General features: G+C 64.4%; 22 protein-coding genes and 1 pseudogene. 13 read left to right on the top strand and 10 right to left on the bottom strand.

Annotated features, from left to right (window positions below; all coding sequences use genetic code 11):
• Positions 1 to 150 precede the first annotated feature (150 nt).
• Entirely contained in the window at positions 151 to 468 is a 318-nt protein-coding gene (locus tag KVP70_RS35180) for a hypothetical protein (protein ID WP_262311680.1), read from the top strand.
• Between the two features lie 197 nt (positions 469 to 665).
• On the top strand, positions 666 to 1,262 hold the full coding sequence (locus KVP70_RS35185; protein ID WP_262311679.1) for a contractile injection system protein, VgrG/Pvc8 family: 597 nt from the start codon (positions 666 to 668) through the stop codon (positions 1,260 to 1,262).
• On the opposite strand, the pseudogene KVP70_RS34060 reads toward KVP70_RS35185, so the two are convergent.
• Positions 1,249 to 1,587, bottom strand: a pseudogene (locus KVP70_RS34060) (IS3 family transposase); the annotation flags it as partial. The gene KVP70_RS35185 and the pseudogene KVP70_RS34060 overlap by 14 nt on opposite strands.
• Before the next feature lie 169 nt (positions 1,588 to 1,756).
• Here KVP70_RS34060 and KVP70_RS00165 point away from each other — a divergent pair.
• Positions 1,757 to 2,188 carry a hypothetical protein gene (locus tag KVP70_RS00165; RefSeq protein WP_217940008.1) on the top strand — a complete coding sequence of 144 codons (432 nt, stop codon included), beginning with the start codon at positions 1,757 to 1,759 and terminating at the stop codon, positions 2,186 to 2,188.
• An 89-nt stretch (positions 2,189 to 2,277) separates the two neighbouring features.
• Here KVP70_RS00165 and KVP70_RS00170 read toward each other — a convergent pair whose 3' ends face one another.
• Entirely contained in the window at positions 2,278 to 2,667 is a 390-nt protein-coding gene (locus KVP70_RS00170; RefSeq protein WP_217940009.1) for an OsmC family protein, read from the bottom strand.
• 154 nt (positions 2,668 to 2,821) lie between these two features.
• On the opposite strand from KVP70_RS00170, the gene KVP70_RS00175 reads away from it, so the two are divergent.
• The gene (locus KVP70_RS00175; RefSeq protein ID WP_217940010.1) at positions 2,822 to 5,056 is read left to right on the top strand and encodes a TonB-dependent receptor domain-containing protein; all 2,235 of its coding nucleotides are present in this window, start codon (positions 2,822 to 2,824) and stop codon (positions 5,054 to 5,056) included.
• Between the two features lie 131 nt (positions 5,057 to 5,187).
• Here the strand turns inward: KVP70_RS00175 and KVP70_RS00180 are convergent, their stop codons facing one another.
• Positions 5,188 to 6,333: a branched-chain amino acid ABC transporter substrate-binding protein gene (locus tag KVP70_RS00180; RefSeq protein ID WP_217940011.1), complete on the bottom strand. Its 1,146-nt coding sequence runs from the start codon at positions 6,331 to 6,333 to the stop codon at positions 5,188 to 5,190.
• A gap of 134 nt (positions 6,334 to 6,467) precedes the next feature.
• Here KVP70_RS00180 and KVP70_RS00185 point away from each other — a divergent pair, with 134 nt between their 5' ends.
• Together KVP70_RS00185 and KVP70_RS00190 are read left to right on the top strand one after the other, a co-directional pair.
• Positions 6,468 to 7,619 carry a pyridoxal phosphate-dependent aminotransferase gene (locus KVP70_RS00185; RefSeq protein ID WP_217940012.1) on the top strand — a complete coding sequence of 384 codons (1,152 nt, stop codon included), beginning with the start codon at positions 6,468 to 6,470 and terminating at the stop codon, positions 7,617 to 7,619.
• A gap of 9 nt (positions 7,620 to 7,628) precedes the next feature.
• The gene (locus tag KVP70_RS00190) at positions 7,629 to 9,851 is read left to right on the top strand and encodes an ATP-binding protein (RefSeq protein ID WP_217940013.1); all 2,223 of its coding nucleotides are present in this window, start codon (positions 7,629 to 7,631) and stop codon (positions 9,849 to 9,851) included.
• Here the strand turns inward: KVP70_RS00190 and KVP70_RS00195 are convergent.
• The 3 genes from KVP70_RS00195 to KVP70_RS00205 form a co-directional block, all read right to left on the bottom strand.
• Positions 9,835 to 10,575, bottom strand: a complete 741-nt coding sequence (locus tag KVP70_RS00195) for a substrate-binding periplasmic protein (RefSeq protein WP_217940014.1) — start codon at positions 10,573 to 10,575, stop codon at positions 9,835 to 9,837. The two genes, KVP70_RS00190 and KVP70_RS00195, sit on opposite strands and share 17 nt — an antisense overlap.
• 101 nt (positions 10,576 to 10,676) lie before the next feature.
• A complete protein-coding gene (locus tag KVP70_RS00200) occupies positions 10,677 to 11,759 on the bottom strand; it encodes a metallophosphoesterase family protein (protein WP_217940015.1) in 1,083 nt (360 codons plus the stop codon).
• 10 nt (positions 11,760 to 11,769) lie between these two features.
• A complete protein-coding gene (locus KVP70_RS00205) occupies positions 11,770 to 13,986 on the bottom strand; it encodes a TonB-dependent receptor (protein ID WP_217940016.1) in 2,217 nt (738 codons plus the stop codon).
• Between the two features lie 292 nt (positions 13,987 to 14,278).
• Between KVP70_RS00205 and KVP70_RS00210 the strand changes: the two genes are divergently transcribed.
• The 5 genes from KVP70_RS00210 to KVP70_RS00230 are packed head-to-tail and all read left to right on the top strand — an operon-like array spanning position 14,279 to position 18,662.
• A complete protein-coding gene (locus KVP70_RS00210) occupies positions 14,279 to 15,502 on the top strand; it encodes a cytochrome-c peroxidase (protein ID WP_217940017.1) in 1,224 nt (407 codons plus the stop codon).
• Positions 15,503 to 15,518: 16 nt separating this feature from the next.
• Complete coding sequence (locus KVP70_RS00215; protein WP_217940018.1) at positions 15,519 to 16,835, top strand: putative porin; 1,317 nt, start codon at positions 15,519 to 15,521, stop codon at positions 16,833 to 16,835.
• Position 16,836: 1 nt separating this feature from the next.
• The gene (locus KVP70_RS00220) at positions 16,837 to 17,373 is read left to right on the top strand and encodes an FMN-binding protein (RefSeq protein ID WP_217940019.1); all 537 of its coding nucleotides are present in this window, start codon (positions 16,837 to 16,839) and stop codon (positions 17,371 to 17,373) included.
• On the top strand, positions 17,370 to 18,194 hold the full coding sequence (locus tag KVP70_RS00225; protein ID WP_217940020.1) for an FAD:protein FMN transferase: 825 nt from the start codon (positions 17,370 to 17,372) through the stop codon (positions 18,192 to 18,194). The genes KVP70_RS00220 and KVP70_RS00225 overlap by 4 nt, the downstream gene beginning before the upstream one ends.
• 3 nt (positions 18,195 to 18,197) lie before the next feature.
• Positions 18,198 to 18,662, top strand: a complete 465-nt coding sequence (locus tag KVP70_RS00230) for a DUF4405 domain-containing protein (RefSeq protein ID WP_217940021.1) — start codon at positions 18,198 to 18,200, stop codon at positions 18,660 to 18,662.
• Positions 18,663 to 18,670: 8 nt separating this feature from the next.
• Here KVP70_RS00230 and KVP70_RS00235 read toward each other — a convergent pair whose 3' ends face one another.
• The 3 genes from KVP70_RS00235 to KVP70_RS00245 form a co-directional block, all read right to left on the bottom strand.
• The gene (locus KVP70_RS00235; RefSeq protein ID WP_217940022.1) at positions 18,671 to 19,075 is read right to left on the bottom strand and encodes a bacteriohemerythrin; all 405 of its coding nucleotides are present in this window, start codon (positions 19,073 to 19,075) and stop codon (positions 18,671 to 18,673) included.
• Between the two features lie 87 nt (positions 19,076 to 19,162).
• The gene (locus tag KVP70_RS00240; protein ID WP_229224491.1) at positions 19,163 to 21,382 is read right to left on the bottom strand and encodes an EAL domain-containing protein; all 2,220 of its coding nucleotides are present in this window, start codon (positions 21,380 to 21,382) and stop codon (positions 19,163 to 19,165) included.
• A 181-nt stretch (positions 21,383 to 21,563) separates the two neighbouring features.
• Positions 21,564 to 22,487 carry a LysR family transcriptional regulator gene (locus tag KVP70_RS00245; RefSeq protein ID WP_217940023.1) on the bottom strand — a complete coding sequence of 308 codons (924 nt, stop codon included), beginning with the start codon at positions 22,485 to 22,487 and terminating at the stop codon, positions 21,564 to 21,566.
• Between the two features lie 158 nt (positions 22,488 to 22,645).
• Here KVP70_RS00245 and KVP70_RS00250 point away from each other — a divergent pair, with 158 nt between their 5' ends.
• Together KVP70_RS00250 and KVP70_RS00255 are read left to right on the top strand one after the other, a co-directional pair.
• Positions 22,646 to 23,272 carry a YbhB/YbcL family Raf kinase inhibitor-like protein gene (locus KVP70_RS00250; protein WP_217940024.1) on the top strand — a complete coding sequence of 209 codons (627 nt, stop codon included), beginning with the start codon at positions 22,646 to 22,648 and terminating at the stop codon, positions 23,270 to 23,272.
• Entirely contained in the window at positions 23,272 to 24,102 is an 831-nt protein-coding gene (locus tag KVP70_RS00255) for a helix-turn-helix transcriptional regulator (protein ID WP_217940025.1), read from the top strand. Before KVP70_RS00250 ends, KVP70_RS00255 begins: the two co-directional genes overlap by 1 nt.
• A gap of 3 nt (positions 24,103 to 24,105) precedes the next feature.
• On the opposite strand, the gene KVP70_RS00260 is transcribed toward KVP70_RS00255, so the two are convergent.
• Positions 24,106 to 24,492: a VOC family protein gene (locus tag KVP70_RS00260; protein ID WP_217940026.1), complete on the bottom strand. Its 387-nt coding sequence runs from the start codon at positions 24,490 to 24,492 to the stop codon at positions 24,106 to 24,108.
• Between the last annotated feature and the right edge of the window lie 22 nt (positions 24,493 to 24,514).

Consider the following 24,514-nt stretch of genomic DNA (forward strand, 5'->3'; position numbering starts at 1 on the left):
TCGCAGCTCTGCAATAGAATCGGGGAAACAACTCCATGCCCGCCGCGCAGCAACCGATGAGCTTACACATGATTCGGACTACGCTTTTTGCTCCTCTCGCTGTAGCAACGGCCCTGTCGCACGCGGCGATAGAACGGGGGAGGAACATCCGTGCAAAAAACCGCGCAAAGCTATATCACTGGGTTTCGCAGTGGCGAGAACTTCAGCCCCGGCGATTCGGTTGCGGGCATCCTGATCAAGCACCGCATGGAGGATGGCACTCTTGCGCTCTTGACCAGGGAACTCTCCAGCGGCATAACGGAAGTCCGCGAGAACATAGTGCGTCTGCTGGAAGAGCTTGGTTCGGAAATGGATGCGCCCACGCCGGACAAGTTTCCAATTATCCGCGACCAAGCGATCATTCCTGCGCTAGTGGTCGTGGTTTTGCCAAAGACGACGCCGCAGCAAGCCATGCCGCGACAATTTTGACCGAGCGCTGCAAGCCATCAGATCTGGCTGCGTTTAGCAATGTTGTCATTCAAGCCGAGAAAGCCGCGTCGCCCGCGCCACCTAATCGCTTCTACAACGTAGACTATGATGGATCCGCTGTCACAAATTCCCTCGGCGCTCGGCCTGTTCGGCACTGGCCTGAGCCAACACGCGCGCCTGCTCACGCTGGCGGCGGCGTGGCGCGCTATCGCCTGCAGCTGGAACCGGCGTTGTCGCTGCTGCGGCTGCGCCGCGACAGCTATATTTTCCAGGACAAGAACGCCCAGGACATCGTCACCGAACTGCTGGCCGACTATCCGCAGCTGCGCTTTGAGTTCGACGTCACGCAAACGCTGGAGCCGCGCGCGATCTGCACGCAGTACCGCGAAAGCGACCTGGAATTCTTCAAGCGTTTGCTCGCTTCCGAAGGCCTGAGCTGGCGCTTCGAGCACGACCAGGCAGACGATGAGAGCAAGGACGGCCAGGCCAAGCACAAGCTGGTGATCTTCGACAGCAAGACGCGCGCACCGGATACGCCGGGCGACGCCGAGATCCGCTTCCACGGCGTGCGCGCCACCGACACCGACGACGCCATCGATCACTTCTCGGCGCGGCGCCAGGTGCAGGCCAACGCCGTCAGCATCAGCAGCTGGGACCCGGTGCAGTTGCTGGCGCCGTCGGCCGAACAGGCGTCCAGCCTCGATGCGGGCGAACTGCCGGTGCTGGCCGTGTATGTTGGCGCTGATCGAATATTGCCCCACGGGCGTGCTGCGGATTTGCTGCTCTGCCGGTGACATGTTTGCGTACGTCGGGGTGCAACTCCTCAATCCAAGCTGCGAGACTTTCGCGGCATGGGTATCCCAGTACCTTGATGGTGGAGGCAATACAGCGACCGTGCTCGAGGAAATACTGGACCGCCAACTTTTTCTGTTCGGCCGAGTACTTCTGCTTAACGCGCACATAGCCAAGCTGCAAATCCCGCCCTTGTTCATATTCCCGATGCCAACTCTTGAGCGTGTTTTTAGTTGGATAGCCCAGCTGTCGAATTGTCGGCCCCGTACGTTTTCCCAGCTTCAGATACAGCTTTACCGCCCTAATGCGCTCGTCGTATGAGTACATGAACTACCTCCAAGTAGTCCAAGTATTACGCAGCCCCCCCGGTGGGTCAATTTTCGGTCAGCGGCAACAAGCAGGCGTCTCAGGAATAGAATTTGATATGAAATCCTAGTTTACATCAGCCTTGGTGATCGGACATACAGCTGGCACACTACTTTTGGTAGGCTGCTCCATGGAAGACCATACTTCCAGCGTATCGGACAACCTGTCCGCACTACGTGAAGTGGTCAATATTCAAATACCGGCGACCTCGGCCCGCTGGGAGATTTTTGGCACGCCGGAATACAAGGGCAGCGTGCCCGGCCCTACCGATTTCACCACCCTGATCGCCGAGTTGCAACCTGCTGACGGCGCCTGGTTCGCATCGCAGAAGGAAACCGCCGACGCCTCCTTTGTCGCTCCGGAAGCCGCGCGCCCGTGGCTGAGCGAGCCGTTTCACCGCTTACTGGCGGAGCATAAGAATACGACGGCGGATCTGTCCGCCCTGCGTGACTGCCGCCGCTACGCCACGACATTGAAGCAGTCCGGCAGCCCGGTGCAGGGATTCGTTAGTGGCGGAGACCGCCACTTGCTGCTGTATGTTACCTTGTCCTCGCCGCAGTGAAAGGGCGCCGGGGCCAGTTCCGGCATTCGGACACAAGCTCAGATCTGGCTCAAGAGGGGAACACCCGCGCACGCCGGAGCGGCTAACTGTCAGTGGACAGTCGTGTCTATCACCATCCCGGCCTTCAACGTCAACGTCACCGGCGTCTTCTCGGCGATTTCGGCCATGCGGTTTTTTTGGTCGGCGTCCAGCGCGCCGGTGAAGGACAGCGTGCGCTTGACCATCATGGCGCCATCGTCGCCGTGGCTCAGGTGCAGGCCGACATCGACCGCGTCCAGCGGCCACTGCTTGCGGTCGGCGTACATGCGCAGCGTGATGGCGGTGCAGGCGCCCAGGCCAGCCAGCACGAAATCGTAGGGCGCCGGACCGGTGTCGCGCCCGCCGTTGCGCTCAGGCTCGTCGCCGACCAGCTTGTGGCCGCTGACCTCGATGGTGGTTTGATAGCTGTCCTTGCCGATATGTGCGATGCCGCGTGCCATGTGATCCTCCTATGTGATGGCCGCTATTTTAGCCCGCACCACCGGCCTTAAGTAAAGTATTGTAAATAGCAATCATTCTTACTTAAGTTCAAATGTAAAATGGCAACCTTTCAACGACGGACAAGATGGCGCCGACGCATCGGCCCGCCCCACCATGCACAAGATATTCCTGACCGCCTGCCTCGCCGCGCCGCTGACCGCCCTCGCCCAAACCCAGCCTGCCGCCGCCAAACCGGACGCCAAGCCGACCACCGCGGCCAAGCCCATGGAAGCGGCGCCGGTGCTGCCGTCGGTGACGGTGGCCGGCGAACGGCCGACCAACCGCATCGACCGCCAGGTGTACGACGTCAAGTCCGACATCAGCAGCACCAACGGCACCGCCGCCGACGCGCTCAACAACGTGCCGTCGGTGGCGGTCGACCCGGACGGCACCGTCACGCTGCGCGGCAGCAGCAATGTGCAGATCCTGGTCGACGGCAAGCCGTCCGCCATGCTGCAGGGCGACAACCGCGGCCCGACGCTGCAGGCGATGAACGCCGACGATATCGAGTCGGTCGAAGTGATCAACAATCCCGGCGCGCAGTTCGGCAACGAGGCCGGCGGCGGCCCCATCCTCAACCTGGTGATGCGCCGCAACCGCAAGCCGGGCGGCTTTGCCAACCTCAACGCCAACGCCGGCTATGCCGGGCGCTACAACAGCGCCGCGTCGGGCAGCTACAACGAGGGGCCGTGGGGCTTCCAGGGCGGCGTCAACATGCGGCATGACGGCCGCAATTCCACCGCCGTGGTCAGCCGCGACCGGCTCGACCCGGCCACCGGCGCCTTCGTGCACAGCAGCCAGAGCTCGTCCGGCGCCGGCCTGAACGACATGGGCGGCGTGAACGGCACCGTCAGCTACAACCTGGACCAGAGCGACACGCTGAGCGCAAGCGCCAACTACATGGGCCGCGGCAACGACCAGCGCGGCGTCGACCACTACGTCAACGGCGCCACCGCCGGCTTCCCCGCCACCGACTACGTGCGCACCACCGCGCGCGAGGGCGACGCCAAGAACTTCAGCTGGGGCGGCCGCTACGATCACAAGGGCCAACTGACGAACGAGACGCTGAAGATCGACCTGCGCGTGTCGGCCTCCGAGAACGACAGCAACAGCGCCTACGCCAACGACTACGCCGGCGACATCCGGCCGGACACGCGCGCCCACCAACGCAACGACAACAACACCCACATCGTCGACTTCACCGGCGACTACGAGCGGCCGCTGGCCGGCGGCAGCCTCAAGGCGGGCTACAAGATCGCCACCAACAAGAACAGCTTCGACACGCTGTACACCGACATCGATCCCTTGAGTTCGGTCGCCGTGGTCAACCCGGCGCGCAGCAACCGCTACCAGCTGGAAGAGACGGTGGTCGCGCTGTACGGCTCCTACCAGTTGAAGCTGAACGACACTTGGGGCGTGCTGGGCGGCCTGCGCACCGAGCACACCGGCATGGACATCCACCAGATCACCAGCGGCGTCGAGGCCAGGAACAACTACACCAACTTGATCCCGAGCCTGTTCGCCACCTACAAGGCGAGCGAGACGGCCAACATGCGCTTCGCCTACGCGCGCCGCATCCGCCGTCCGAACGCCAGCGACCTCAATCCCTACGTGGTGTATCGCGACGAGTTCAACGTCTCGTCCGGCAATCCGATGCTCAAGCCGACCAAGACCGACTCGTTCGAGGTGGGCTACGAAACCAAGCTCGGCGCGCTGGAAACCAATCTGCGCGGCTACTACCGCAAGGACACCGACGCCATCGTCGACTACCGCACCTTCATCGGCAACAACGTGCTGCTGACCACGCGCCAGAACGGCGAAGGCAGTCATGCGAGCGGATTGGAATTCACCGTCAGCGGCAAGCTGACGCCGTCGCTGACGCTGAACTCCAGCGGCAACCTGGCGCGCAGCCAGCAGACCACGCAGGACGACAGCGGCGCCCTGGTCACCCGCACGGCCAACTCGCTGAGCGGCCGGGTGCGCCTGAACTATGCCTACAGCGCCGCCACGCAAGTACAGATGGCCTTGCAAATGCAGGGCAAGACGCTGTCCGGCCAGGGCTACCGCTCACCGAACAACACCTTCAACCTGAGCGTGCGGCAGGCCGTGACGCCGCGTCTGAGCCTGGTGGGCACGGTCACCGACCTGTTCAGCACCAACAAGATGGAGACCGTGATCAACAGCGCCACGCTGCGCGAGACCAGCACCCGCCGCTTCGACGGCCGGGTGTTCTACCTGGGCTTGTCCTACCGCCTGGGCGGCGCCGCCACGGCGGGCGACACGCACAACGAACCGCGCTTCGGCCCGCCGCCAGGCGGCCCCGGCCGCGGCGGCCCGTCGGAAAGCTAAAACCACGGGGGTGAAGTCTGACATTCGGACACGAGCTCTGCCGTAGAGGCTTCTACGGCAGAACTCGTGTCCGAATGTCAGACTTGACCCCCGATTGTGAATGTCAGACTTGACCCCCGATTGTTATTTCATCACCGCCACTTTTCGCGCTTGGCGTTGCGGAAGGTGTAGATCGTCAGCACGCCGTCTTTGACGTCGCCGCGCGCGTCGAAGGTGATGTTGCCGGTCACGCCCTTGTGGGTGATGCCGGCCAGCGCCGGCAGGTACTTGGCCGGCTCGGGCGAGCCGGCTTTCTGCATCGCTTCGACCATCGTCATCAGCGCATCGTAGGCATACGGTGAGTAGGTCTCGACGTCGATGCCGAATTTTTTCTTGTAGGCGATGCGGAAATCGGCCATGCCCTTTTCCTGCGACGGCTCGACCCCGCCCGCTTCGGCGCAGATCACCTGGCCGTCGCTCATGGCGTCGCCCGCCAGGCGCGGCACCGAATCGGAACACATGCCATCGCCGCCCATGAACTTGATCGGGATCGCCAGCGCCTTCATCTGGCGCAGCATCGGCCCGGCCACGGCGTCCATGCCGCCGAAGAACACCATGTCCGGCCTGGTCGCCTTGATGGCCGTGAGGATGGCGCTGAAGTCGGTCGACTTGTCGGTGGTGAACTGGGTCGACACCACGCTCGTGCCCGAGGCGCCGCCAGTGCGCTTGACGTTCTTGACGAATTCATCGACCAGCCCCTTGCCATACGCGGTGCGGTCGTCGATCACGGCGATGCGCTTGGCCTTCACGTTCTGCATGGCGTAGCGGGCCAGCGCGGCGCCCAGCTGCTCGTCGTTGGCGATGTTGCGGAACGCGGTCTCGTAACGCTGGCGCGTGTACTGCGGATTGGTGGCCGACGGCGAAATCTGCGGTATGCCGGCGTCGTGATAGATGCGCGATGCCGGTATCGTCGTGCCCGACGTCTCGTGGCCGATCACGCCGTTGACCCTGGCGTCCACCAGCTTCTGCGCGGCGGTGGTGCCCTGCTTGGGATCGGCGCCATCGTCTTCCGCCTGCAACACGATGCTGTACTTCTTCCCGCCGATGACCACGCCCTTGGCGTTGAGCTCGTCGACCGCCATGCGGGCGCCATTTTCATTGTCCTTGCCCAAATGGGCGATCGGCCCCGAGGTCGCCGCCACATGGCCGATCTTGATGATCGCTTCCGCCTGCGCGGCGCCGGTGGCGACGAAGGCCAGCGCAAGCGCCCGGCCACATGTTTTTGTTGTTAATCGCATAAGATTATTGAGCCATCCTCATTGGTTAAGTAAACAAGGATACCACCAGGCAAATATGTGTGCAGTCGTGCGTACTGGCTTCCTTATCTGAAGTAGAATAACAATCCGAAACATTTGCCATAGAGACACTTTGCATGGAAACATCACAACGCATCGCCCGCTCCCAGCCGCTGGCGACCACCGCAATGCACGGCCGGGTCGACGCCATGAAGGCGCGCGGCGAGGAAGTGATTGACTTCTCCATCGCGATTTCGCATTTCCAGGCACCGGAAAGCGTGCTGCAAGCGGTGCGCGACGGCCTGAAACAACCCTCGCTGCCCTACACCACAGTCGGCGGCGACGCCGGCATCCGCGCCCGACTGGCCGCCAAGGTCTCCAGCGAAAACGGCATCGCCGCCAGCGCCAGCGAGATCATCGTCACCAATGGCGCCAAGCAGGCCTTGTACCAGGCGCTGTACGTGATGGCCGATCCGGGCGACGCCGTCATCATCTTCAAGCCGCACTGGCCGGCCTACGTCACCACCTGCAAGCTGCTGGGCCTGGAGCCGGTGCTGGTCGATTTGCCGGCCACCGTCAGCGCCGAGTTCCTCGACAGCCTGCCGCCGGCCAAGATCCTGATCGTCAACAATCCGCACAACCCCACCGGCGGCGTGCTGCGGGCCGACGAGATCGAACGCATCGCCGCCTGGCTCAAACGCACCGGCACCCGCGCCATCGTCGACGAGAGCTACGAAAAGCTGATCTTCGAAGGCGTCCATACCAGCCTGGCCGCGCGGCCGGACTGGCAGCAGATCGGCATCGTCAGCATCTATTCCGCCTCGCAGAGCTACGCCATGATGGGCTGGCGCGCCGGCTTCGCGGTGGCGCCGTCCAACATCGTCACCGCGATGGAAACGCTGCAAGGCCCGATCACCGCCGCCGCGCCCATGTTGATCCAGCTGGCGCTCGCTTCCGCCTTCGAATCGGGCGAACCGATGGCGATGCTGCACGAATACCGCCAGCGCCGCGACATGGTGCTCGACATGGTGCACGGCCTGCCGTGGATGACCATGCGCTGCCCTGCCTCCGGTCCCTATCTGTGGGGCGACGTCTCCGCACTGACCATGGACACCAAACAATTCGCCGAGGAGCTGCTGAACCAATACGCGGTGGCGCTGATGCCTGGCGACGCCTTGGGTGCGCCGGGCTTTATCCGCATCGGGTATATTTCGGATGACATTGCCACGCTGCGGCGCGGCGTGGAGGCGATCATCCGCTATGGCAACGCACGTTATCGGGCCCGTTAAGCAGCCAGCATGGCCTTTCTTCTCTTCCAACTCAATAGCTTGCGCAGCCGCCTGATCCTGCTGGTGGCGCTGGCGATCGCCCCCATCGCGGTGATGACGCTCGTCAGCGGCGTGCGCGAACGCCAGCACGCGGTGCAGGTGGCGGAAGAGAACCTGCAACGCCTGACCAACCTGGCCGCCGCCAACGAGGCGCAGTCGATCGAGGGCGCGCGCCAGATCCTGCGCGACCTGGCCAGCATTCCCGACCTGATGGGCGACCAGCAGCATTGCAGCCGCCTGCTGGCCAATATCCAGCGCCAGAATCCGGACTACGCCAACCTGGGCCTGATCCAGCTGAACGGCGACGTCACCTGCAGCGCCATCCCCTCGTCGACGCCGGTCAACCTGGCCGACCGCTCGCACTTCCGCCGCGCCGTGCACCTGCGCCGCTTCGTGGCCGGCGGCTACGTGTTCGGCCGCGTGATCCAGAAGCACACCGTCAACCTCACCTACCCGCTGCTCGGCGACCGCGACCAGGTCAAGGCCGTGGTGTTCGCGGCGCTGGACCTGACCAAGCTGGATCGCTTCGTGGCCGACATCAAGCTGCCGCCCGGATCATTGCTGCTGACGTCAGACTCGGAAGGCAAGATCATTTCACGCAAGCCCAACCCGGACCAGTGGTTCGGCCAGTTGGTGTGGCCGGAAATGCGGGCCGCCATGGCCGGCGAACCGGGCAAGCCGGTGCTGCTGACCGGACCGGATGGCGTCGAGCGCCTGCACCGCTTTGCCCGCGTCGGCAACAACGGCTTGTCCGACTACACCGTCACCATCGGCATTCCGGCCGACGACATCACCGCCGCCGCCCGCCACGACCAGCTGCTCGACATGGTGGCGCTGGCCGTCACGCTGGCGCTGGCGCTGCTGGCGGCCTGGTTTGTCGGCGACGTGCTGGTGCTGCGCCGGGTCAAGCGCCTGGCCACCACCGCCAACAGCATCGCCTCCGGCACGCTGGGCGCGCGCAGCGGCATCGTTTACGGCAACGAGGAAATCAGCGAACTGGCGCGCGCGCTGGACGCGATGGCCGAGGCCCTGCAGCAAAAGGAACTGCAGCACATGAAGGCGGAGAGCCAGCTGCGCCTGGCCGACCAGCGCAAGGATGAATTCCTGGCGATGCTGGCGCACGAACTGCGCAATCCGCTGGCGCCGATCAGCGCCGGCGCGCAGCTGCTGCAAAGCGGCCACGCCACCGCCGCGGCGGTCGAGCGCACGGCCAGCATCATCGTGCGCCAGGTGCACCACATGACGCGCCTGGTCGACGACCTGCTCGACGTCTCGCGCGTGACGCGCGGGCTGGTGACGGTGACACGCGTGCCGCTCAACGTGGCCGACGTGGTGGCCGACGCCGTCGAACAGGCGGAGCCGCTATTCAAGAGCAAGCATCAGCATTTCGAACTGTCGCTGCCCGAGGTGCCGCAGCAAGTCAGCGGCGACCACAAACGGCTGGTGCAGGTGCTGGTCAATGTACTCAACAACGCGGCCAAGTACACCGCGGTCGACGGCACGATCAAGTTGTCGGTGCATGGCGGGGACGGCGTGGTGCGGATGGTGGTCAGCGATTCAGGCATCGGCATGGCGCCGGAGCTGCGCGCCCGCGTGTTCGAGTTGTTCGCCCAGGCCGACCGCAATCCCGACCGTTCGCAAGGCGGGCTGGGACTGGGCCTGGCGCTGGTCAAATCGCTGGTGGAGCTGCATGGCGGCAGCGTCTCCGCCGACAGTCCGGGCGAGCAGCAAGGCAGCACCTTCACCATCTCCTTGCCCGGCGGGCCGGGCCAGCACGCACCGGCGGCTTCCGGCCCGTCCGCCGGCGCCGGCGCCAAGCTGCGCGTGCTGGTGGTGGACGACAACATCGACGCCGCACAAACGCTGCAACTGCTGCTCGACGCCTCCGGCCACGAGGTGCTGGTCGCGCATACCGCGCTCGAAGCGCTGGAGATCGCCCAACGCATGTCGCCGGAACTATGCCTGCTCGATATCGGCCTGCCCGACCTCAGTGGCAACGAACTGGCGCGCGGGCTGCGCGCACTGCCGCAGACGGCCAACGCCACGCTGGTGGCGGTGACCGGCTACGGCAGCCGCGAAGACCGCGACCTGGCCAGCGAGGCCGGTTTCGACCACTACTTCGTCAAGCCGGTCGATGTCGAAGCGCTGCTGGCGTTGATCGGGAAATTATCGCCGGCTACTCCCACGACTTAGCGATACGTTCGAGCTCTCCGCTTTTCTCCAGCGTCTGCAAGGCTGTACGCAGGCGCTCGACCACCGCCGGATCGAGCTGCTTGGCGACGACGAAATACAAAGGGCTGACAGCCATGACGGTCGGCAGGATCTTGAATTTGGCGGCCATGCCTGAGCGGTCGAGCACCGCCTGCAAACCCGGCGTCCGATGGAAGAAGAAACGGCCCCGGTGGGCCAGCAGCTTTTGCAGGTTAAGTTTCGGATCGGCGGCACCGGCATCGATTTTGTCGACGCCCGCAGACTCCAGCACCATCACGGCGGCGAAACCGCGGTTGGCCAGCACCACATTGTCCGGCGCCAGCCTGCGCAGGTCGTCCCAGTTGCCGATCAGCGCGGTGTCGTCGCTGCGCGCGACCAGGTAGTAGCGGATCGAGAACAGCGCCGGACCGATAAATAAATATTTCTTGTCCCGCTCAGCCGAATGCGAGAGACCGCAGGAAGCATCCTGCACGCCACGGTCCAAGCCGGAGTAAATGCGCGGCAAGGGCTGCCAGGACTGGTCGCCGGTGAACTTCAGGCCAGGATCGAGCTTTTCGACGGCGCGCATGATGTCGACGCAGATACCGACCACGCGGCCGCCCGCCGCGCCGGCGCTCTGGAATTTGGGCTCGGTGCCCTGCTGCGCCGCGGTACGGATTTCGGTGGCGGCCACGCCGCCCCCGGCCGTCGACAGCAAGGACAGCACAGCACTGAGTACAACAACCCTGGTCGGCGCACATAGCATCGGCCCATTGTAGCGCGCCGTTCCCGCGTCGTCACCAATTGCCGGCGAAGCGGGGGCCGGACTCAGAACTGGATGGTTCTTAAACGCTTGGTTTTGCCGTAGTGTTCATCGAAACCGTACACCTCGATGCGCACCTTGCCGCTGGCATGCACTTTGACCAGCGCCCAGGCGTAGCTCCGATCCTGCGGATTGCGGCTGTCCCCGTCCTTGGCGCTGAACGGCGAGCCACCGGAGCCCACCATCACCTGCCACGCCTTGCCGCCGTCGGCACGCGCCGGCTGCTGGGCGTTGAAGATGTGCTGGTGGCCGCAGAAATAGGCGCCGCCATATTCTTCCATCACCTGCCAGAAGGCCTTGGCGTTGTCCGGATAGATGTCCATGCCGTCCGTCTCCACGCCGTCCTTGAAGTAGTAGGTGTAGGCCGGTTTGTGGCCGAACACGAAGAAGCGCCTGGCGCCGCGCGCCCTGGCCTGGCGGAAGTCCTCCGCCAGCCAGTGTGCCGGGCCGTGGCCGTCATTGCCTACCGGGTCGGTGTCGATCACGGCGAAGTGGCTGCCGCCGGCATCGAAGGAGAACGTCAATTGCGACTGGCTGGTCTGGTTGCCATCCGGCCCACCCACCGGCGGCGCGTTGCCGGCGTCGAAGGCGCTGGCCTCGATGCCGGTAACGGCCTTCCAGCGGGCGGTGTCCAGTATCAGGTCGCCCATGCTTGCGCGCCACAGCTCTTCGTTTTCAAGACGCGCGGTCTTGGTGGTCGTGCCGGCGGCGTCCGTGTGCTTGAACTGCATTTCATGGTTGCCGGTCACCGGCACCACGTAGGTGCCGTTTTCCATCAAGCCCGCCGTCATGCCGCGCCAGTAGGCGTACTGGCGCGCGATCGCGCCCTGGTCGGCGGTGTAACCCATGATCATATCGCCGTTGAAGAACAAGGCCTTCGGCTTGGCCGCCTGGATCTCACGCAGGATGCGCGACAACGCGCGGGTGTTTTGCAGGTAGACCTTGTCCTGCGCCGTCGCGGCACTGGCCGGGTCGGCGCGCGAGTCGCCCACGGTGGCGAACGACATCACCACCGGGTCGGACGCCGCCATCGCGGCACCCTGCCCCAACACCAGCGCCGCGCAAAACAGCATCGTGGATATGCGCATGCCAGCCATCTTAGAAGTCGGCATTGAGCGACACGGTCCAGCTGCGCTCAGGCACAAAGCTGTACTGGTCGAACGCCGCGCCCTTGCTGCTCGCACTGATCGCCGTCGCATCTTGTTTGTTGAAGACGTTGTTCACGCCGACCTGCACCTTGAGCATCTTGACGACGCCACCCACGCGCCAGCGGTAGCCGGCGGTGAAGTCGGTCACCGTGTAGGTGCCGATCTGATAGGCGGCAGGTTCGCCGTCCTTGGCGTACTGGCTGCCGTTGGTCTTGGCGATCAGCGAGCCATACAGGCCGTGGTCCTTGTACAGCAGGCCCAGTGCGGCGGTCGATTTCGGCACCTTGGCGATTTGCAGGCCAGTGTCCTTGGCTTCGGCCTTGTTGACCGAACCGTTGGCGTGCAGCGAGAAGCCGCTGCCGACGTAATACGTGGCCGCGCCCTCGATGCCCTTGTAGACCACACCGCCCTGGTTGTAGTAGACCAGGTCATTGCCGCTGCCGGTCGAGGCGATCTTGTTGTTGAAATCGATGTAGTAGAGGTCCGCATCGAAGGTCAGATTGCCCGACTGGTGCACGGCGCCCAGCTGGTAGTTGGTGGAGGTCTGCGGCTTGGGCGTGCTCAGATTCGGGTTATTCACGTAGAACATCGACAGGTCCGGCACCAGGAAGCCGCGCGCCACCTGGCCATAGGCCGACCATTCCTTGTTGACGGCGTAGTTCGCGGTCAGGAACGGCAAGGTGGTGTTGTAGGTCTGGTCAGCCTTGGTCGGAATGCGGGTGCCCTGGTTGACCACCGCGTCCAGCGAGCGCTTGAAGTTGACGTACTTGAGGCCCGGCGTCACGGTCCACTGCGGCGCCACCGCCCATTCGAATTCGACGAATGGCTGGTACTGCTTCCACGACGAATTCTGGTTGTACGAAACGTCTTTCGGCGCGCTCGCCTCCCTCGGGTTCGGTACGTTCAGCGTCCAGTCCAGATCGAAGGTGTGGCGTTCGGTATCGGAGTTCTCCAGCCAGACGCCGGCGCGCAGCAGGCCCGCCTGCAGCTGCCTGGTCAGCTTGAAGATGTCGCCGTTGACGCGATAGGAATTGAGCTTGTTGTAGCCCGGGACGTTCTTGTTGCCGGCCGCGCCGGATTTGGTGCCGTTGGCGGTGGCGCCGCTGGCGTCCTGGCCGGAGAAGGTATTGTTGTCGTAGGCGTAGGTGTAGAGCGTGTTGTCGATCGCCCAGCCGCCGTCCAGGTTCGATTGCAAGCGGATGTATTCGAAGTCGGTGCGCTTGTCGTTGTAGTTGTAGCCGTAGTAGTTCTGGCTGGTCTTGTCGTTGTTGAGCGAGTAGTTTTTGCCGTACAGCGCCACCTGGGCCAGCGTGACGCCGGCCTTGTCCGGCACATAGCTGTGGATCTTGTTATAGGTCGAGAACACCGTCAGCATGGTGTCTTTGCCCAGCGGTTTCTGGAGCTTGAACTGGTAGTTGTCTTCCTTGACGCCGCTGTAGGTCTGGTAGCCGTCGCTGGTCAGGCGCGAGGCGTTGAACATCATGCGCGCATCGCCGAACCGCTCCAGCTGGCCGGAGTCGATCTCCGCGCCGAGGATCCTGGTGTTCCAGGAACCGTAGGTGGCGTAAGGCGAAAAGCGGAATTCGGTCGCCAACTCTTTCGAGAACAAGTTGATCGAACCGCCGAAGGTGGCTTGTCCCAGGTTGCTGGCGTTGCCCGGTCCGCGCTCGATCACCATGCCGCCGATGATACGGGCAGGGAAGTAGGAGGTCGAGTGGTGGGTGGGATTGTTAGTGTCGCCGAAGGGGATGCCGTCATAGGTGATGTTGTACTCGCCGTCCTGGAAGCCGCGCAGCGTGACCTTCGATTCGCCCAGCCCAGGGCCGTTGGACGACAGGCCCGAGCCCACGCTCGGCGCGATGCGCGCCACCGCGTTGAAGTCCGCCAGCGGCGTGACCGCCTGCTCGATGAAGGTCGCGGTGATGATGGACTGCGGCTGCGTGGCCTTCAGCGAGGACTGCACCGGCGCGCGGTTGGCGGCGTTGGAACCGGTGATCACCACCCGGCTTTTGATCGCTTCCGAATCCAGCGCGGTATTCGATACCGGCACATCCTCGATGGTCGGCGCGGCGGTTTGCGCTTGCACGCCGCCGGACATCAGGGTCAACGCGGCCAGAACGTGGGCCGACATAGTCGACAAGATCAAGTGCTGCTTCGGATTCTTCATAGGACTTTCCAGTTTGCGGGGGTGTGAAAACCGGAAAGTCTAAGAACAAATTATGACAACATCATGAATCGCATTGATACACCTTAGTCCATGCATAGGCCAAATAGCGCACGGCGGCGATTCTAGCAGAGCGTAAATTAACGCAGAATTAAACCCTTCGCATGAATGAGATTCATAATCATTCACTATCCAGGAGGAAAAATAAACCACAGTCGGCTGGCCGGATTGGCATAAAACCAACGCATCATGGATAATGCGAATTGTTGTCATTCCCATTTACTAATAAAACCGCATGCTTACACTCTATTCCCGCGCCGCCCTCCTTCCCGCCGCATTGCTGCTGGCCAGCCTGGCCGCGTGCAGCGGCGGTGGCGGCGGCTCCTCCGCGCCGACACCGACACCGACGCCGCCCGTCGTTGAGGCAGGCCTTAGTCCGGCGGCCCAGCTGGGCGAATTGATTTTCAAGGACCAGTCGCTGTCGGCCTCCGGCAAGCAGTCGTGCGCCACCTGCCACAGCCCGGACAACGCCCACGGCCCGACCAACAACCTGTCCGCCCAGCTGGGAGGCGCCAACGGCGACGTGCAGGGCTTCCGCGCCGCGCCGTCGCTGCGCTACCTGAACCAGAACCCGGCCTTCTTCTTCGCCAAGGACGGCACGCCGACCGGCGGCATCGACCGCGACGGCCGCGCGCAAAGCCTGGCAGAACAAGCCGAGCGCCCCTTCCTGGCGCCGCACGAAATGGCCAACGCCAGCAAGCAGGAGGTGATCGATAGACTGAAGAAGGCCCCATACGTCGAACAGTTCCGCGCCCAATTCGGCGCCGCGATCCTGGACAACGCCGAACAGGCCTTCGGCCGCATGACCTTCGCGCTGCAAAAATATCAGCTGGAGGACGAGGAGTTCCACCCCTTCGATTCCAAATACGACCAATTCCTGGCCGGTAAAGTGAAGCTGTCCGACCAGGAGCTGCGCGGCCTGGCGCTGTTCAACGATCCGGCCAAAGGCAATTGCATCGGCTGCCACACCAGCGCGCGCGGGGGCGACGGCGCGGCGCCGCTGTTCACCGACTTCACGTTCGACAATCTCGGCGTACCGCGCAACAAAAAGCTGGCGGCGACCGCCGATCCGGCCTACTTCGACCTTGGCCTGTGCGGCCCCGACCGCACCGACCTGGCCGCGCGCGCCGACTTGTGCGGCGCCTTCAAGGTACCGACGCTGCGCAACGTCGCCACCCGCCAGACCTTCTTCCACAACGGCGCCTTCGACAACCTGAAGGACGTCGTGGCCTTCTACGTGCGGCGCGACACCAATCCGGAAGAGTGGTACCCGACCGGCGCCGATGGCGTGGTGCAGAAGTTTAACGACCTGCCGCCGCAATACCGCAAGAACGTCAACACCACCGAAGTTCCCTACAACCGCCAGCCCGGCATGGCGCCGGCGCTGTCGCCCGGCGAGATCGACGATGTCGTCAAATTCCTCGGCACGCTGACCGACGGCTACAAATCCAACCCTTAATCGCAGAGACCTGAACATGAACAAGCACCTGATCGCCACCGCCCTCGCCGCCGCCTTCCTCAGCGCGCCTTTCGCCGCCACCGCTGGCGAGGCCGAACTGCTGGCCCGCATCGACAAGATGGCAGCCGAACTGGAACAGCTGAAGGCCGAGCTGAAAGCCAGCGTCAAAAAAACCGAAGCAGTGGAACAACGCCAGCAGGCGCTGGCCTCGGCGCCGCCACCGGCCGCCGCGCGGGTGAGTGCGCCGGTGTCGCTGGCCGCGGTGGAAGTGCCGTCGGCGCCGGCCACCGTCTTCGGCGCCTACGGCGAAATCAACTACAACCGTCCGAGCAAGAACGCCAGCGGCGCGCAGGCCGACGTGCGCCGCGCCGTGATCGGCATCGAACACCGCTTCGATCCGAAGACCAAGATGGTCGCCGAATTCGAATGGGAACACGCCGTCGTCTCGGCCGACGACAAGGGCGAGGCCGAAGTCGAACAGCTGTACGTTGAACGCGAATTCGGCAACGGCTTGCGCAGCAAGGTCGGCCTGTACCTGATTCCCATGGGCCTGTTGAACACCAACCACGAGCCGACCGCCTACTACGGCGTCGAGCGCAACTTCGTCGAGACGGCGATCATCCCGTCGACCTGGCGCGAAGTGGGCGTGAGCCTGTCCGGCGACACCGCCAACGGCCTGACCTGGGACACCGGCATCACCACCGGCTTCGACCTGGGCAAATGGGACGCCGCCGGCAGCGACGGCCGCGAATCGCCGCTCGGCTCCATCCACCAGGAAGGCCAGCAGGCCAAGTCGCGCGACTTGAGCGTGCACGCGGCGCTGAACTGGCGCGGCGTGCCGGGCCTGCTGGTGGGCGGCTCCATCTTCACCGGCAAGGCCGGCCACAAGGCCGACGGCTTCACCGCCAACGACGCCCGCATCACGATGGTCGACCTGCACACCCGCTACACGCCGGGCCGCTGGGACCTGTCGGCCTTGTACGCGCGCGGCCAGATCAGCAACACCGAGGCGCTCAACGAGACCCTGGTCGGCAATCCGACGCCGGTGCCGAAGAGCTTCGCCGGCTGGTACACCCAGGCCGCCTACCGCCTGCTGCAAGCGGGCGACTACACGCTCAGTCCTTTCGCACGCTACGAGCAGTTCAACACCGCCAAGAGCTATGCCGCCGTGCCCCAGGGCCTGGGCGTGGCCGCGTCGCCGGACGAAAAAGTCACCACCGTCGGCGCCAATCTGAAGGTCGGCGAAGGCGTGGTGCTGAAGGCCGATTACCAGTGGTTCAAGGAGGACAAGTCGCGCGACCGCCTGAACCTGGGCATGGGCTTCGCATACTGATATGCGCTACCGACTCTGGATACCGCTGGCCGCATGCGCCGCCGGCGCGCCGGCCTTCGCGGCGCAGTACCTGAACGCGGAACAGGCGCAGAAGCTGATGTTCCCGGAGGCGAGCGCGTTCCGCGAACAGGACGTGGCGCTGTCGCTGCCGCAGATGCAACAGGTGGAAAAGCTGGCGGGGCTGGCGGCGCGCTCGGTCAACTGGCGCGTGGTGGGCGCCTACAGCGGCGACAAGCTGCTGGGCTACATGGTGCTCGACGACGTGATCGGCAAGTTCGAGCTGATCTCGTACGCGGTCGGCCTCAATCCCGACGCCACCGTGCGTCAGGTCGAGATCCTGACCTACCGCGAAAGCCACGGCGGCGAAATCCGCCTGCCGGCCTGGCGCCGCCAGTTCACCGGCAAGTCCGCGCAAACGGGCGGGCTGGCGGTGGGCGACGGCATCGCCAACATCAGCGGCGCCACCCTGTCCTGCACCCACCTGACCGACGGCGTGCGGCGCATCGCCGCCGTCGCCCAGGTGGCGCTGAAAAAATGATACGGCGCGCCCAGCCCTGGTTGGGCACCCTGGTCGAAATCACTGCCGACAGCGTTCAGCCGGCGCGGTCACCGGCGATCACGCAGGCGTTCGCCGAGGTCGCGCTGGTGCACCGGCTGATGAGTTTTCATGACGCCGCCAGCGATGTCTCGCGCCTCAACCGCGCCGCGCCGGGCGAGCTGCTGGAGGTACATCCGCACACCTGGCAGGTGCTGCGATTGGCGGCGCAGATGGCCGAACTGTCGCAAGGCTTGTTCAACATCGCCTGCGCTCCGCGCCTGGTGGACTGGCTCTGCCTGCCGCGCCCGGACAACGCCGAGAGCCCGGCGTACCAGCCGGCGCTGGCCGTCTACCGCTGCGAACCGGAGCCGCAGGTACGCAAGCTGGCGCATGGCTGGGTGGATGTGGGCGGCATCGCCAAAGGCTACGCGGTCGATCTGGCGGTGGCGGCCTTGCAGCGCGCCGGCGCCGGCAGCGGCTGCGTCAACGCCGGGGGCGACCTGCGCGGCTTCGGTCCGTTGGATTGGCCGGTCGCCGTGCGCGACCCGCTGGTGCCGGGGCGCGCTGGTGCGCGACTGTCGCTGCGCGATGAAGCGCTGGCCACATCGGCCGCCTATTTTTCGGCGCGCCGGCACGGCGGCCGCGAAATCAGCGCGCTGGTCGACGGCCGCAACGGCGAGCCGCTGCTGGCGTCCATCAGCGTGTCGGTGCGGGCGCCGCGCTGCGCCGTGGCCGATGCGCTGACCAAGGTGGTGCTGGCCAGCGGCGATGCGCAACACCCTGCGCTGGCCGCATCGCAAGCCTCAGCGTTTATAATCTGAGCGATGCATACTCACCGATCCCGTCCCCACGTCAACCTGCGCGTCGAGCGCTGGCACCGCCGCTGCATCTACGCCAGCTTCGCCGCTCTGCTGCTGAGCGGCGCCGCCTGGCTGCTGGCGCGCTATTTCTTCCGTCCCGTCGGCCAGTTCGGCGAAACCATCAACCCGCTCGAACCGTGGTCGATGAAGCTGCACGGCGCGGCCGCGATGGTGATGCTGTTCTTCCTCGGCAGCCTGATGAACGCGCATATCCGCCGCGCGCTCAAGGCCGCGCGCAATCTGCGCACCGGCTGGAGCATGATCGCCGCCATGCTGGCGCTGACCGCCAGCGGTTTCGGCCTGTACTACCTGGCCGGCGAAAGCGACCGGCCCGTATGGTCGTCGGTGCATTGGGTGGTCGGCCTGGCCGCCGCCGTGCTGTTCGTGCTGCACGTGCTGCTCGGCCGCCGGGCCGTGCGTCACCCGTAGACGCGGCGCTAGCCGACCTTGGCCGCCTCGGCCAGATCGAGTCCGCTCATTTGCAGCGCGATGGCCAGCGCCGTGTCGGCCGTGGCCAGGTGGGCGTGGAACCACGGCAGCACCAGCCCTACCGCCGCCCGTCCGCTTTTCGTCGCACCGTTTTCCTGTTGATGCAAGCTGGCCAGCACGCGGGCGTGCTGCTCGCGATGGCTGCGCAGGGCCGGGTAATCGATCGCCTCCATCAGCGCTTCCTCGTGGCGGAAATCATCCTCCAGGCATTCGATCAGTTGCGCCAGTCCGGCGCTGAAGTCCTCGTCCTTGCAATGTGTCAGCTGTTTGATCTGTTCCGCCAGCGCCTCGTGCGCCTCGTCGAACAGCGGTATGCCCAGCGCCATGTCCGGGGTCCAACCGGTATTATCCATAAAGTCCTCGTGGTCGATCGGGCAGGCGCACCATGCGCCGCCAGCAAGGACTATGGGCGCACGGTGCGACTAAATCCATGATCCAGATCAAATAATACCGAGCGGGGGATGGCGGGCGGCCACCCACCGCTGCAACTGCCTGGCGGGCACGGGTTGGCTGTACAAAAAGCCCTGGTAGCGGTGACAGCCGAGCTGCTCCAGCAACCGGCGCTGCTCAAGGTTCTCCACGCCTTCCGCGATCACATCCAGGCCCAGGCTGCGCGACATGGCGATGATGGTCGTCACGATGGCCTGATCGTTGCTATTGGCGGCCAGTTCATCGACAAAGGAGCGGTCGATCTTCAGCTGGCTCAGCGGTAGACGCCGCAGGTATTGCAGCGAAGAGTAGCCGGTGCCGAAATCGTCCAGCGAGAAGCAAACGCCAATCTTGCGCAGCTGCTCCATGGTGCCGATGATCTCCTCGATGTTTTCCAGCAGCAGGCCCTCGGTCAGCTCCAGCTTCAGGCGCGCGGGGTCGATGCCGTGACAGCAAATCAACTCATGCACCTGCTCGAAGAAGTCCCGCTGATGGATTTGCGCCGCGCTCACATTCACCGCCATCACCAGTTGCGCCATGTGCGGCAGGTCTTGCCATTGCCGCAGCTGGGCGCAGGCCGTTTCCATCACCCACTGGCCGATCGGCAGGATCAGGCTGGTCTCTTCCGCCAACGGAATGAAGCGCGCCGGCGACATGAAACTGCCGTCCGCCTGCTGCCAACGGATCAGCGCCTCCGCGCCGACCGCCCGTCCCTGCTGGTCGACCTGGGGCTGATAGTACAGTTCGAAGCGCTGTTCTACGATCGCATGCCGCAAGGCTTCCTCCAGCCGGGCCCGGATACTGATCTTGTCCTGCATTTTCTGGTCGAAGAAGCGCATGCCGTTGCGGCCCGCCTGCTTGGCCTGGTACATGGCGATGTCGGCCTGCATCAGCAATTCCTCCGGATGGGCCGGCCAGCCGTCATGGAACAGCGTCGCCCCCATGCTGGGCGTGCTGTGGCACAAGTGGCTGCCCAGCATGTACGGGCGATTCAGCTCGGCCAGGATCTTGTCGCCAAGGTGTTCAGCCTGGGCCGCCGCAGCCGGCTCCGTGCAGCCCAGGCCTTCCAATAACACGACGAATTCATCGCCGCCCAGACGGGCCACAGTGTCGCCTAGCCGCAGCGATGCCTGCAAGCGGTCGGCCACCTGTTGCAGCAGCAGGTCGCCGACGCTGTGGCCCAGCGTATCGTTGAGCGTTTTGAAATTGTCGAGGTCGATGAACATCAGCGCACCGTAGCGCTCGTGCAGCTTGCTGGCGTCGAGCACCTGGCGCAAGCGCTCCAGCAACATGCGCCGGTTGGGCAGACGGGTCAGCGGGTCATAGAACGCCAGGTTGCGGATCTCGTCGCTGGCCGCCTTGCTCAGTGTGACGTCGGTCAGCGCCGCGACGTAGTTGCAGATGCGGCCACTGTCGTCGCGCACCGAGGTGATGCTCAGGTGTTCCGGATAGACTTCGCCGTTCTTGCGGCGGTTCCAGATTTCGCCGGACCAGTTGCCATGTTCGCCGATTTCGGCCCACATCGCCCGGTAGAATTCGGCGTCATGGCGGCCGGAGCTGAGCATGCGCGGCGTGCGCCCCACCGCCTCGTCCATCGCATAGCCGGTGATGCGGGTGAAGGCCTGGTTGACCTTGAGGATGATTCCACGGCTGTCGGTGACCATCATGCCCTCGTTCGATTCAAAGGCGGTGGCGGCGATGCGCAGATTGGCTTCGGACAGATGGCGCTCGGTGATGTCTTCCTGCGCCACGGCCGCCCCGTGCCAGCCGAAGCTCATCGGCGACACCGTCATGCGAAACCAGCGTCGCGCCGCAGGCGTATGGCAAGGGTATTCCATCTGAAATAGATTGTTTTCCCCGGCCAACACCGCCTTGATGCCGGCCTCGGCCTCGGCTGCGCCTTCTGCTCCCTGTGCCGCCGCGTCATGGCACAGCTGAAGGTAATTGCAGCCGACCTCGGCGTACAGCATGGATTGCCCCGGCTGGTGGCGCGTTGCGGCGGCCTCGCGCCACGCGGGGTTGACCGTCAGGATGGCGCCGTCCGGCCCCAGCACCGCAAGCTGTTCACGCATGGCGTCGAGCACGGCGCAGGCGAAGTTGTGGCACAGCCCACCAATCACAGGCGGCAATGGCGACGCGGCGCCTGGCTGGACATCGGCTGCGGGACCGGAAAAATCGCACTCAGCGCTGCCGGCGCACGGCGCGAACTGAAGTGGCTGGTGATTGGTCATGGCCATGCCTCGCAGAGAGCTGTTTTCTACAAGGATACTGATTCAAATCAATAAAAAATTTGATTGAAATCAAGTTTTTGCCAGTGCGCAGCTTTTTGTTTCAGAGGATGCGTCCCTGCGCTGCGCCGGCCACGGCCAGCAGGCCTGCCAGTAAAAGTTGCCTCAATCTCATGGATGTACTCTACTCCTTGGGAAAATGGAGTTCCGCTTCCATCTGCGCAAAGCGCGCGGACAGAAAGTCCAGCAAGGCGCGCAGGCGCGGCGTCAGGTAGCGGTTGCGATGGTAGAGCGCATGCAGCGGCGCGTCGGGACAGCGCCAGTCCGGCAGCAGGATCGCCAGGCGTCCTGCCTGCACATCGGCCGCGATGTCCCACAGCGATTTCATGGTGATGCCTTGGCCGCGCAAAGCCCATGCGCGCGCGACCGCGCCATCGTTGGTTTCGCGCGCGGTGTCCGCCGGGACGACATAGGTCTGCTCGTCGGTCCCGCGGCGGAAACGCCATTCATAGATCGCTCCCGGCACCGTGCCGTGGACGATGCAGCGGAACTTTGCCAGCTCGCGCGGTTCCGCCGGCGTGCCGTGGCGGGCCACAAAATCGGGTGAAGCGCACAGCACGCGCTGGTTGCCGGCCAGCTTGCGGGCAACCAGGGAACTGTCCGGCGGCACGCCAAAGCGTATCACCAGGTCGATGTCGTCCTGCAGCATATTCGACAGTCCGTCGGACAACATCAAGGCGATGCTGACGTCCGGATACTCCGCATTGAATTCGTCCAGCCAGGTGCTGAGCAAATTTCGCCCCAGATCCGAGGGGGCCGAAATCCGCAACTTGCCCCGCACGATGTTGCCCCCTGACTGCAATGCCGCATGGGCATCGTCCAGCGATTGCAAGGCCAGGCGGCAATGTTCCAGGTACAAGCGGCCCTCCTCGGTCAGGCGCAGCTGGCGAGTGGTCCGTTCGAACAGGCGGGTCTTCAACCCTTCCTCAAGCTTAGCCAGGCGCGCGCTGGCCGCCGCAGGCGTCAGCGCCAGCTTGCGTCCGGCCGCAGACAGGCTCCCCAGACCGGCTGCTTCGACGAAGAGCCGGATATCTCCCAAATTGTCCATGCACTTACTTTTTTCTAGATTGCGACCTGTGCCAATTAGCACCAAAGCCGTCACATTGATCGGAATAGCGTAATATTTGACCGGATTGGTTACTCATGCATACGCGTTGACCTCTATAATTTCGTCACAGCCTTCCACTTTTATAGAAGATCCCCGCCATGAAACTGACCAGCACCAGCTTTGCCAACAACCAGCCCATTCCCGGCGAATTCGCCTTCGCGGTGATCGCCCCGGACACCCACATCAGCCTCTCCACCAATCGTAACCCGCAGCTGGCCTGGGACGACGTACCGGCCGGCACGCAGTCGTTCGCGCTAGTCTGCCATGATCCGGATGTGCCCAGCCGGGGCGACGACGTGAACCAGGAAGGCCGTGAAGTACCGGCCAGCCTGCCCCGCGTCGACTTCTTCCACTGGCTGCTGGTCGACATCCCGGCCGCCACGCGCGCCATCGCCGCCGGCAGCCACAGCGACGCCGTCACGCCGCGCGGCAAGGCCGGCCCCGAAGCGGCAGGCGGCATGAAGCATGGCATCAACGACTACAGCAACTGGTTCGCCGGCGATGCCCAGATGAGCGGCAACTACTACGGCTACGACGGCCCCTGCCCACCGTGGAACGACGCGCTGCTGCACCACTACGTCTTCACGCTGTACGCGCTCGACGTGGCTGCACTGCCGGCGGACCTGGCGCTGGACGGCCAGGCCATCCGCAACGCGATCGCCGGCCATGTGCTGGCCGAAGCCACCCTGACCGGCACCTACACGCTCAATCCCAAGCTGCGCTGATGATGGAGCACGGCCAGTGGACCCTGCCCTCCGGCATGCCGATCGCCCGGCGCGGCCTGTGCATGCTGGCGCAGCCGTGCCTGCGGCAGCCGCAGCGCGCCAGCCGCTTCCGCTTTCTGGAGGCGACCGTCCTGCTGGTCAAATCCGGTAGCCTCAGTCTCGACACCGGCGACACGCAGGCGTTGCTGGAAGCACCGTCCGGGTTGATGGCGGTGGCCCAAAACGTCTGCGCGGACCTGGTCAAGCTGCCGGGTGGCGAGGACCCAAGGTTTCGTTCGCTATTGCTGACCATCGCGCCGGAAGTGCTGCGCGAATTCTACAAGCGCTATGACCTGTCGGAGCTGCCCCACGCACCGATAAGCGCATGGCGCGAAACGGCCTTCGACGACGATCTGCGGGAAACCCTGGACCACTGCATCCGTGGCCTGGACGCCGCAGGCGTCAGTGAGCGGGTGCTGATGCATCGGCTGGTCGGACTGCTGCTGGCCCTGGCGGACCGCGGCATCGTGTTTGCCCGCCCCGCCAGCCAGAACATCGGCGATCTGCTCACCAGCCTGCTGAGCGATGCGCCCGGCCAGCCATGGACCGCAGCCAAGGCCGGCCGCGAGTTGGCGATGAGCGAGGCCACACTCAGGCGGCGCCTGGCGGCCCAGCATCTGCGCTTTGAGACCGTGCTGCTGGAGGTGCGCATGCACCATGCCATGGGCCTGCTACAGACCACAGGCTGGAGCATTCCGCTGGTCGCCGAAGCCTGCGGCTATCAGGCGCATGCACGCTTCTCGCTGCGCTTCCGCGAACGCTTTGGCTGCTCGCCCTCACACGTGCGCTGACGGTCATTTGCCCGGCGGCGGCTCCCACAATTCGACCTTGTTGCCATCGGGGTCGATGACCCAGCCGAACTTGCCGTACTCCGATTCATCGACCTTGTCTTCAACGCGGCAGCCCTCGGCACGCAAGGCGGCCAGCAGGCCATGCAGGTCGGCCACCCGATAGTTGATCATGAAACTGGCGGTGCTGGGAGCGAAGTAGTCGGTGTCGGCCTTGAACGGATTCCAGGCCGTGGTGCCCGTACCACTTGGGTTATCCGGGCCGGACCAACGGAACGCGACGCCACCCCACGCCGAGACTTCCAGGCCGAGATGGACCCGGTACCACTCGGCCAGCGCCTTGGGGTCGGGAGATTTAAAGAACACACCGCCTATGCCTGTGACACGCTTCATGCAGGACTCCTACGATAAATTA

The organism is Duganella violaceipulchra (assembly GCF_019166075.1).
GTDB lineage: Bacteria > Pseudomonadota > Gammaproteobacteria > Burkholderiales > Burkholderiaceae_D > Rugamonas > Rugamonas violaceipulchra.

Excerpts from the sequence above, each read along its gene's own strand:
- KVP70_RS00185 (WP_217940012.1), top strand. The coding sequence starts at position 6,468 with ATGGAAACATCACAACGCATCGCCCGCTCCCAGCCGCTGGCGACCACC.
- KVP70_RS00245 (WP_217940023.1), bottom strand. The coding sequence starts at position 22,487 with ATGGACAATTTGGGAGATATCCGGCTCTTCGTCGAAGCAGCCGGTCTG.
- KVP70_RS00175 (WP_217940010.1), top strand. The coding sequence starts at position 2,822 with ATGCACAAGATATTCCTGACCGCCTGCCTCGCCGCGCCGCTGACCGCC.
- KVP70_RS00225 (WP_217940020.1), top strand. The coding sequence starts at position 17,370 with ATGATACGGCGCGCCCAGCCCTGGTTGGGCACCCTGGTCGAAATCACT.
- KVP70_RS00165 (WP_217940008.1), top strand. The coding sequence starts at position 1,757 with ATGGAAGACCATACTTCCAGCGTATCGGACAACCTGTCCGCACTACGT.
- KVP70_RS00215 (WP_217940018.1), top strand. The coding sequence starts at position 15,519 with ATGAACAAGCACCTGATCGCCACCGCCCTCGCCGCCGCCTTCCTCAGC.
- KVP70_RS00210 (WP_217940017.1), top strand. The coding sequence starts at position 14,279 with ATGCTTACACTCTATTCCCGCGCCGCCCTCCTTCCCGCCGCATTGCTG.
- KVP70_RS00180 (WP_217940011.1), bottom strand. The coding sequence starts at position 6,333 with ATGCGATTAACAACAAAAACATGTGGCCGGGCGCTTGCGCTGGCCTTC.
- KVP70_RS00260 (WP_217940026.1), bottom strand. The coding sequence starts at position 24,492 with ATGAAGCGTGTCACAGGCATAGGCGGTGTGTTCTTTAAATCTCCCGAC.
- KVP70_RS00240 (WP_229224491.1), bottom strand. The coding sequence starts at position 21,382 with ATGACCAATCACCAGCCACTTCAGTTCGCGCCGTGCGCCGGCAGCGCT.
- KVP70_RS00255 (WP_217940025.1), top strand. The coding sequence starts at position 23,272 with ATGATGGAGCACGGCCAGTGGACCCTGCCCTCCGGCATGCCGATCGCC.
- KVP70_RS00170 (WP_217940009.1), bottom strand. The coding sequence starts at position 2,667 with ATGGCACGCGGCATCGCACATATCGGCAAGGACAGCTATCAAACCACC.
- KVP70_RS00230 (WP_217940021.1), top strand. The coding sequence starts at position 18,198 with ATGCATACTCACCGATCCCGTCCCCACGTCAACCTGCGCGTCGAGCGC.
- KVP70_RS00205 (WP_217940016.1), bottom strand. The coding sequence starts at position 13,986 with ATGAAGAATCCGAAGCAGCACTTGATCTTGTCGACTATGTCGGCCCAC.
- KVP70_RS00220 (WP_217940019.1), top strand. The coding sequence starts at position 16,837 with ATGCGCTACCGACTCTGGATACCGCTGGCCGCATGCGCCGCCGGCGCG.
- KVP70_RS00235 (WP_217940022.1), bottom strand. The coding sequence starts at position 19,075 with ATGGATAATACCGGTTGGACCCCGGACATGGCGCTGGGCATACCGCTG.
- KVP70_RS00190 (WP_217940013.1), top strand. The coding sequence starts at position 7,629 with ATGGCCTTTCTTCTCTTCCAACTCAATAGCTTGCGCAGCCGCCTGATC.
- KVP70_RS00200 (WP_217940015.1), bottom strand. The coding sequence starts at position 11,759 with ATGCGCATATCCACGATGCTGTTTTGCGCGGCGCTGGTGTTGGGGCAG.
- KVP70_RS00250 (WP_217940024.1), top strand. The coding sequence starts at position 22,646 with ATGAAACTGACCAGCACCAGCTTTGCCAACAACCAGCCCATTCCCGGC.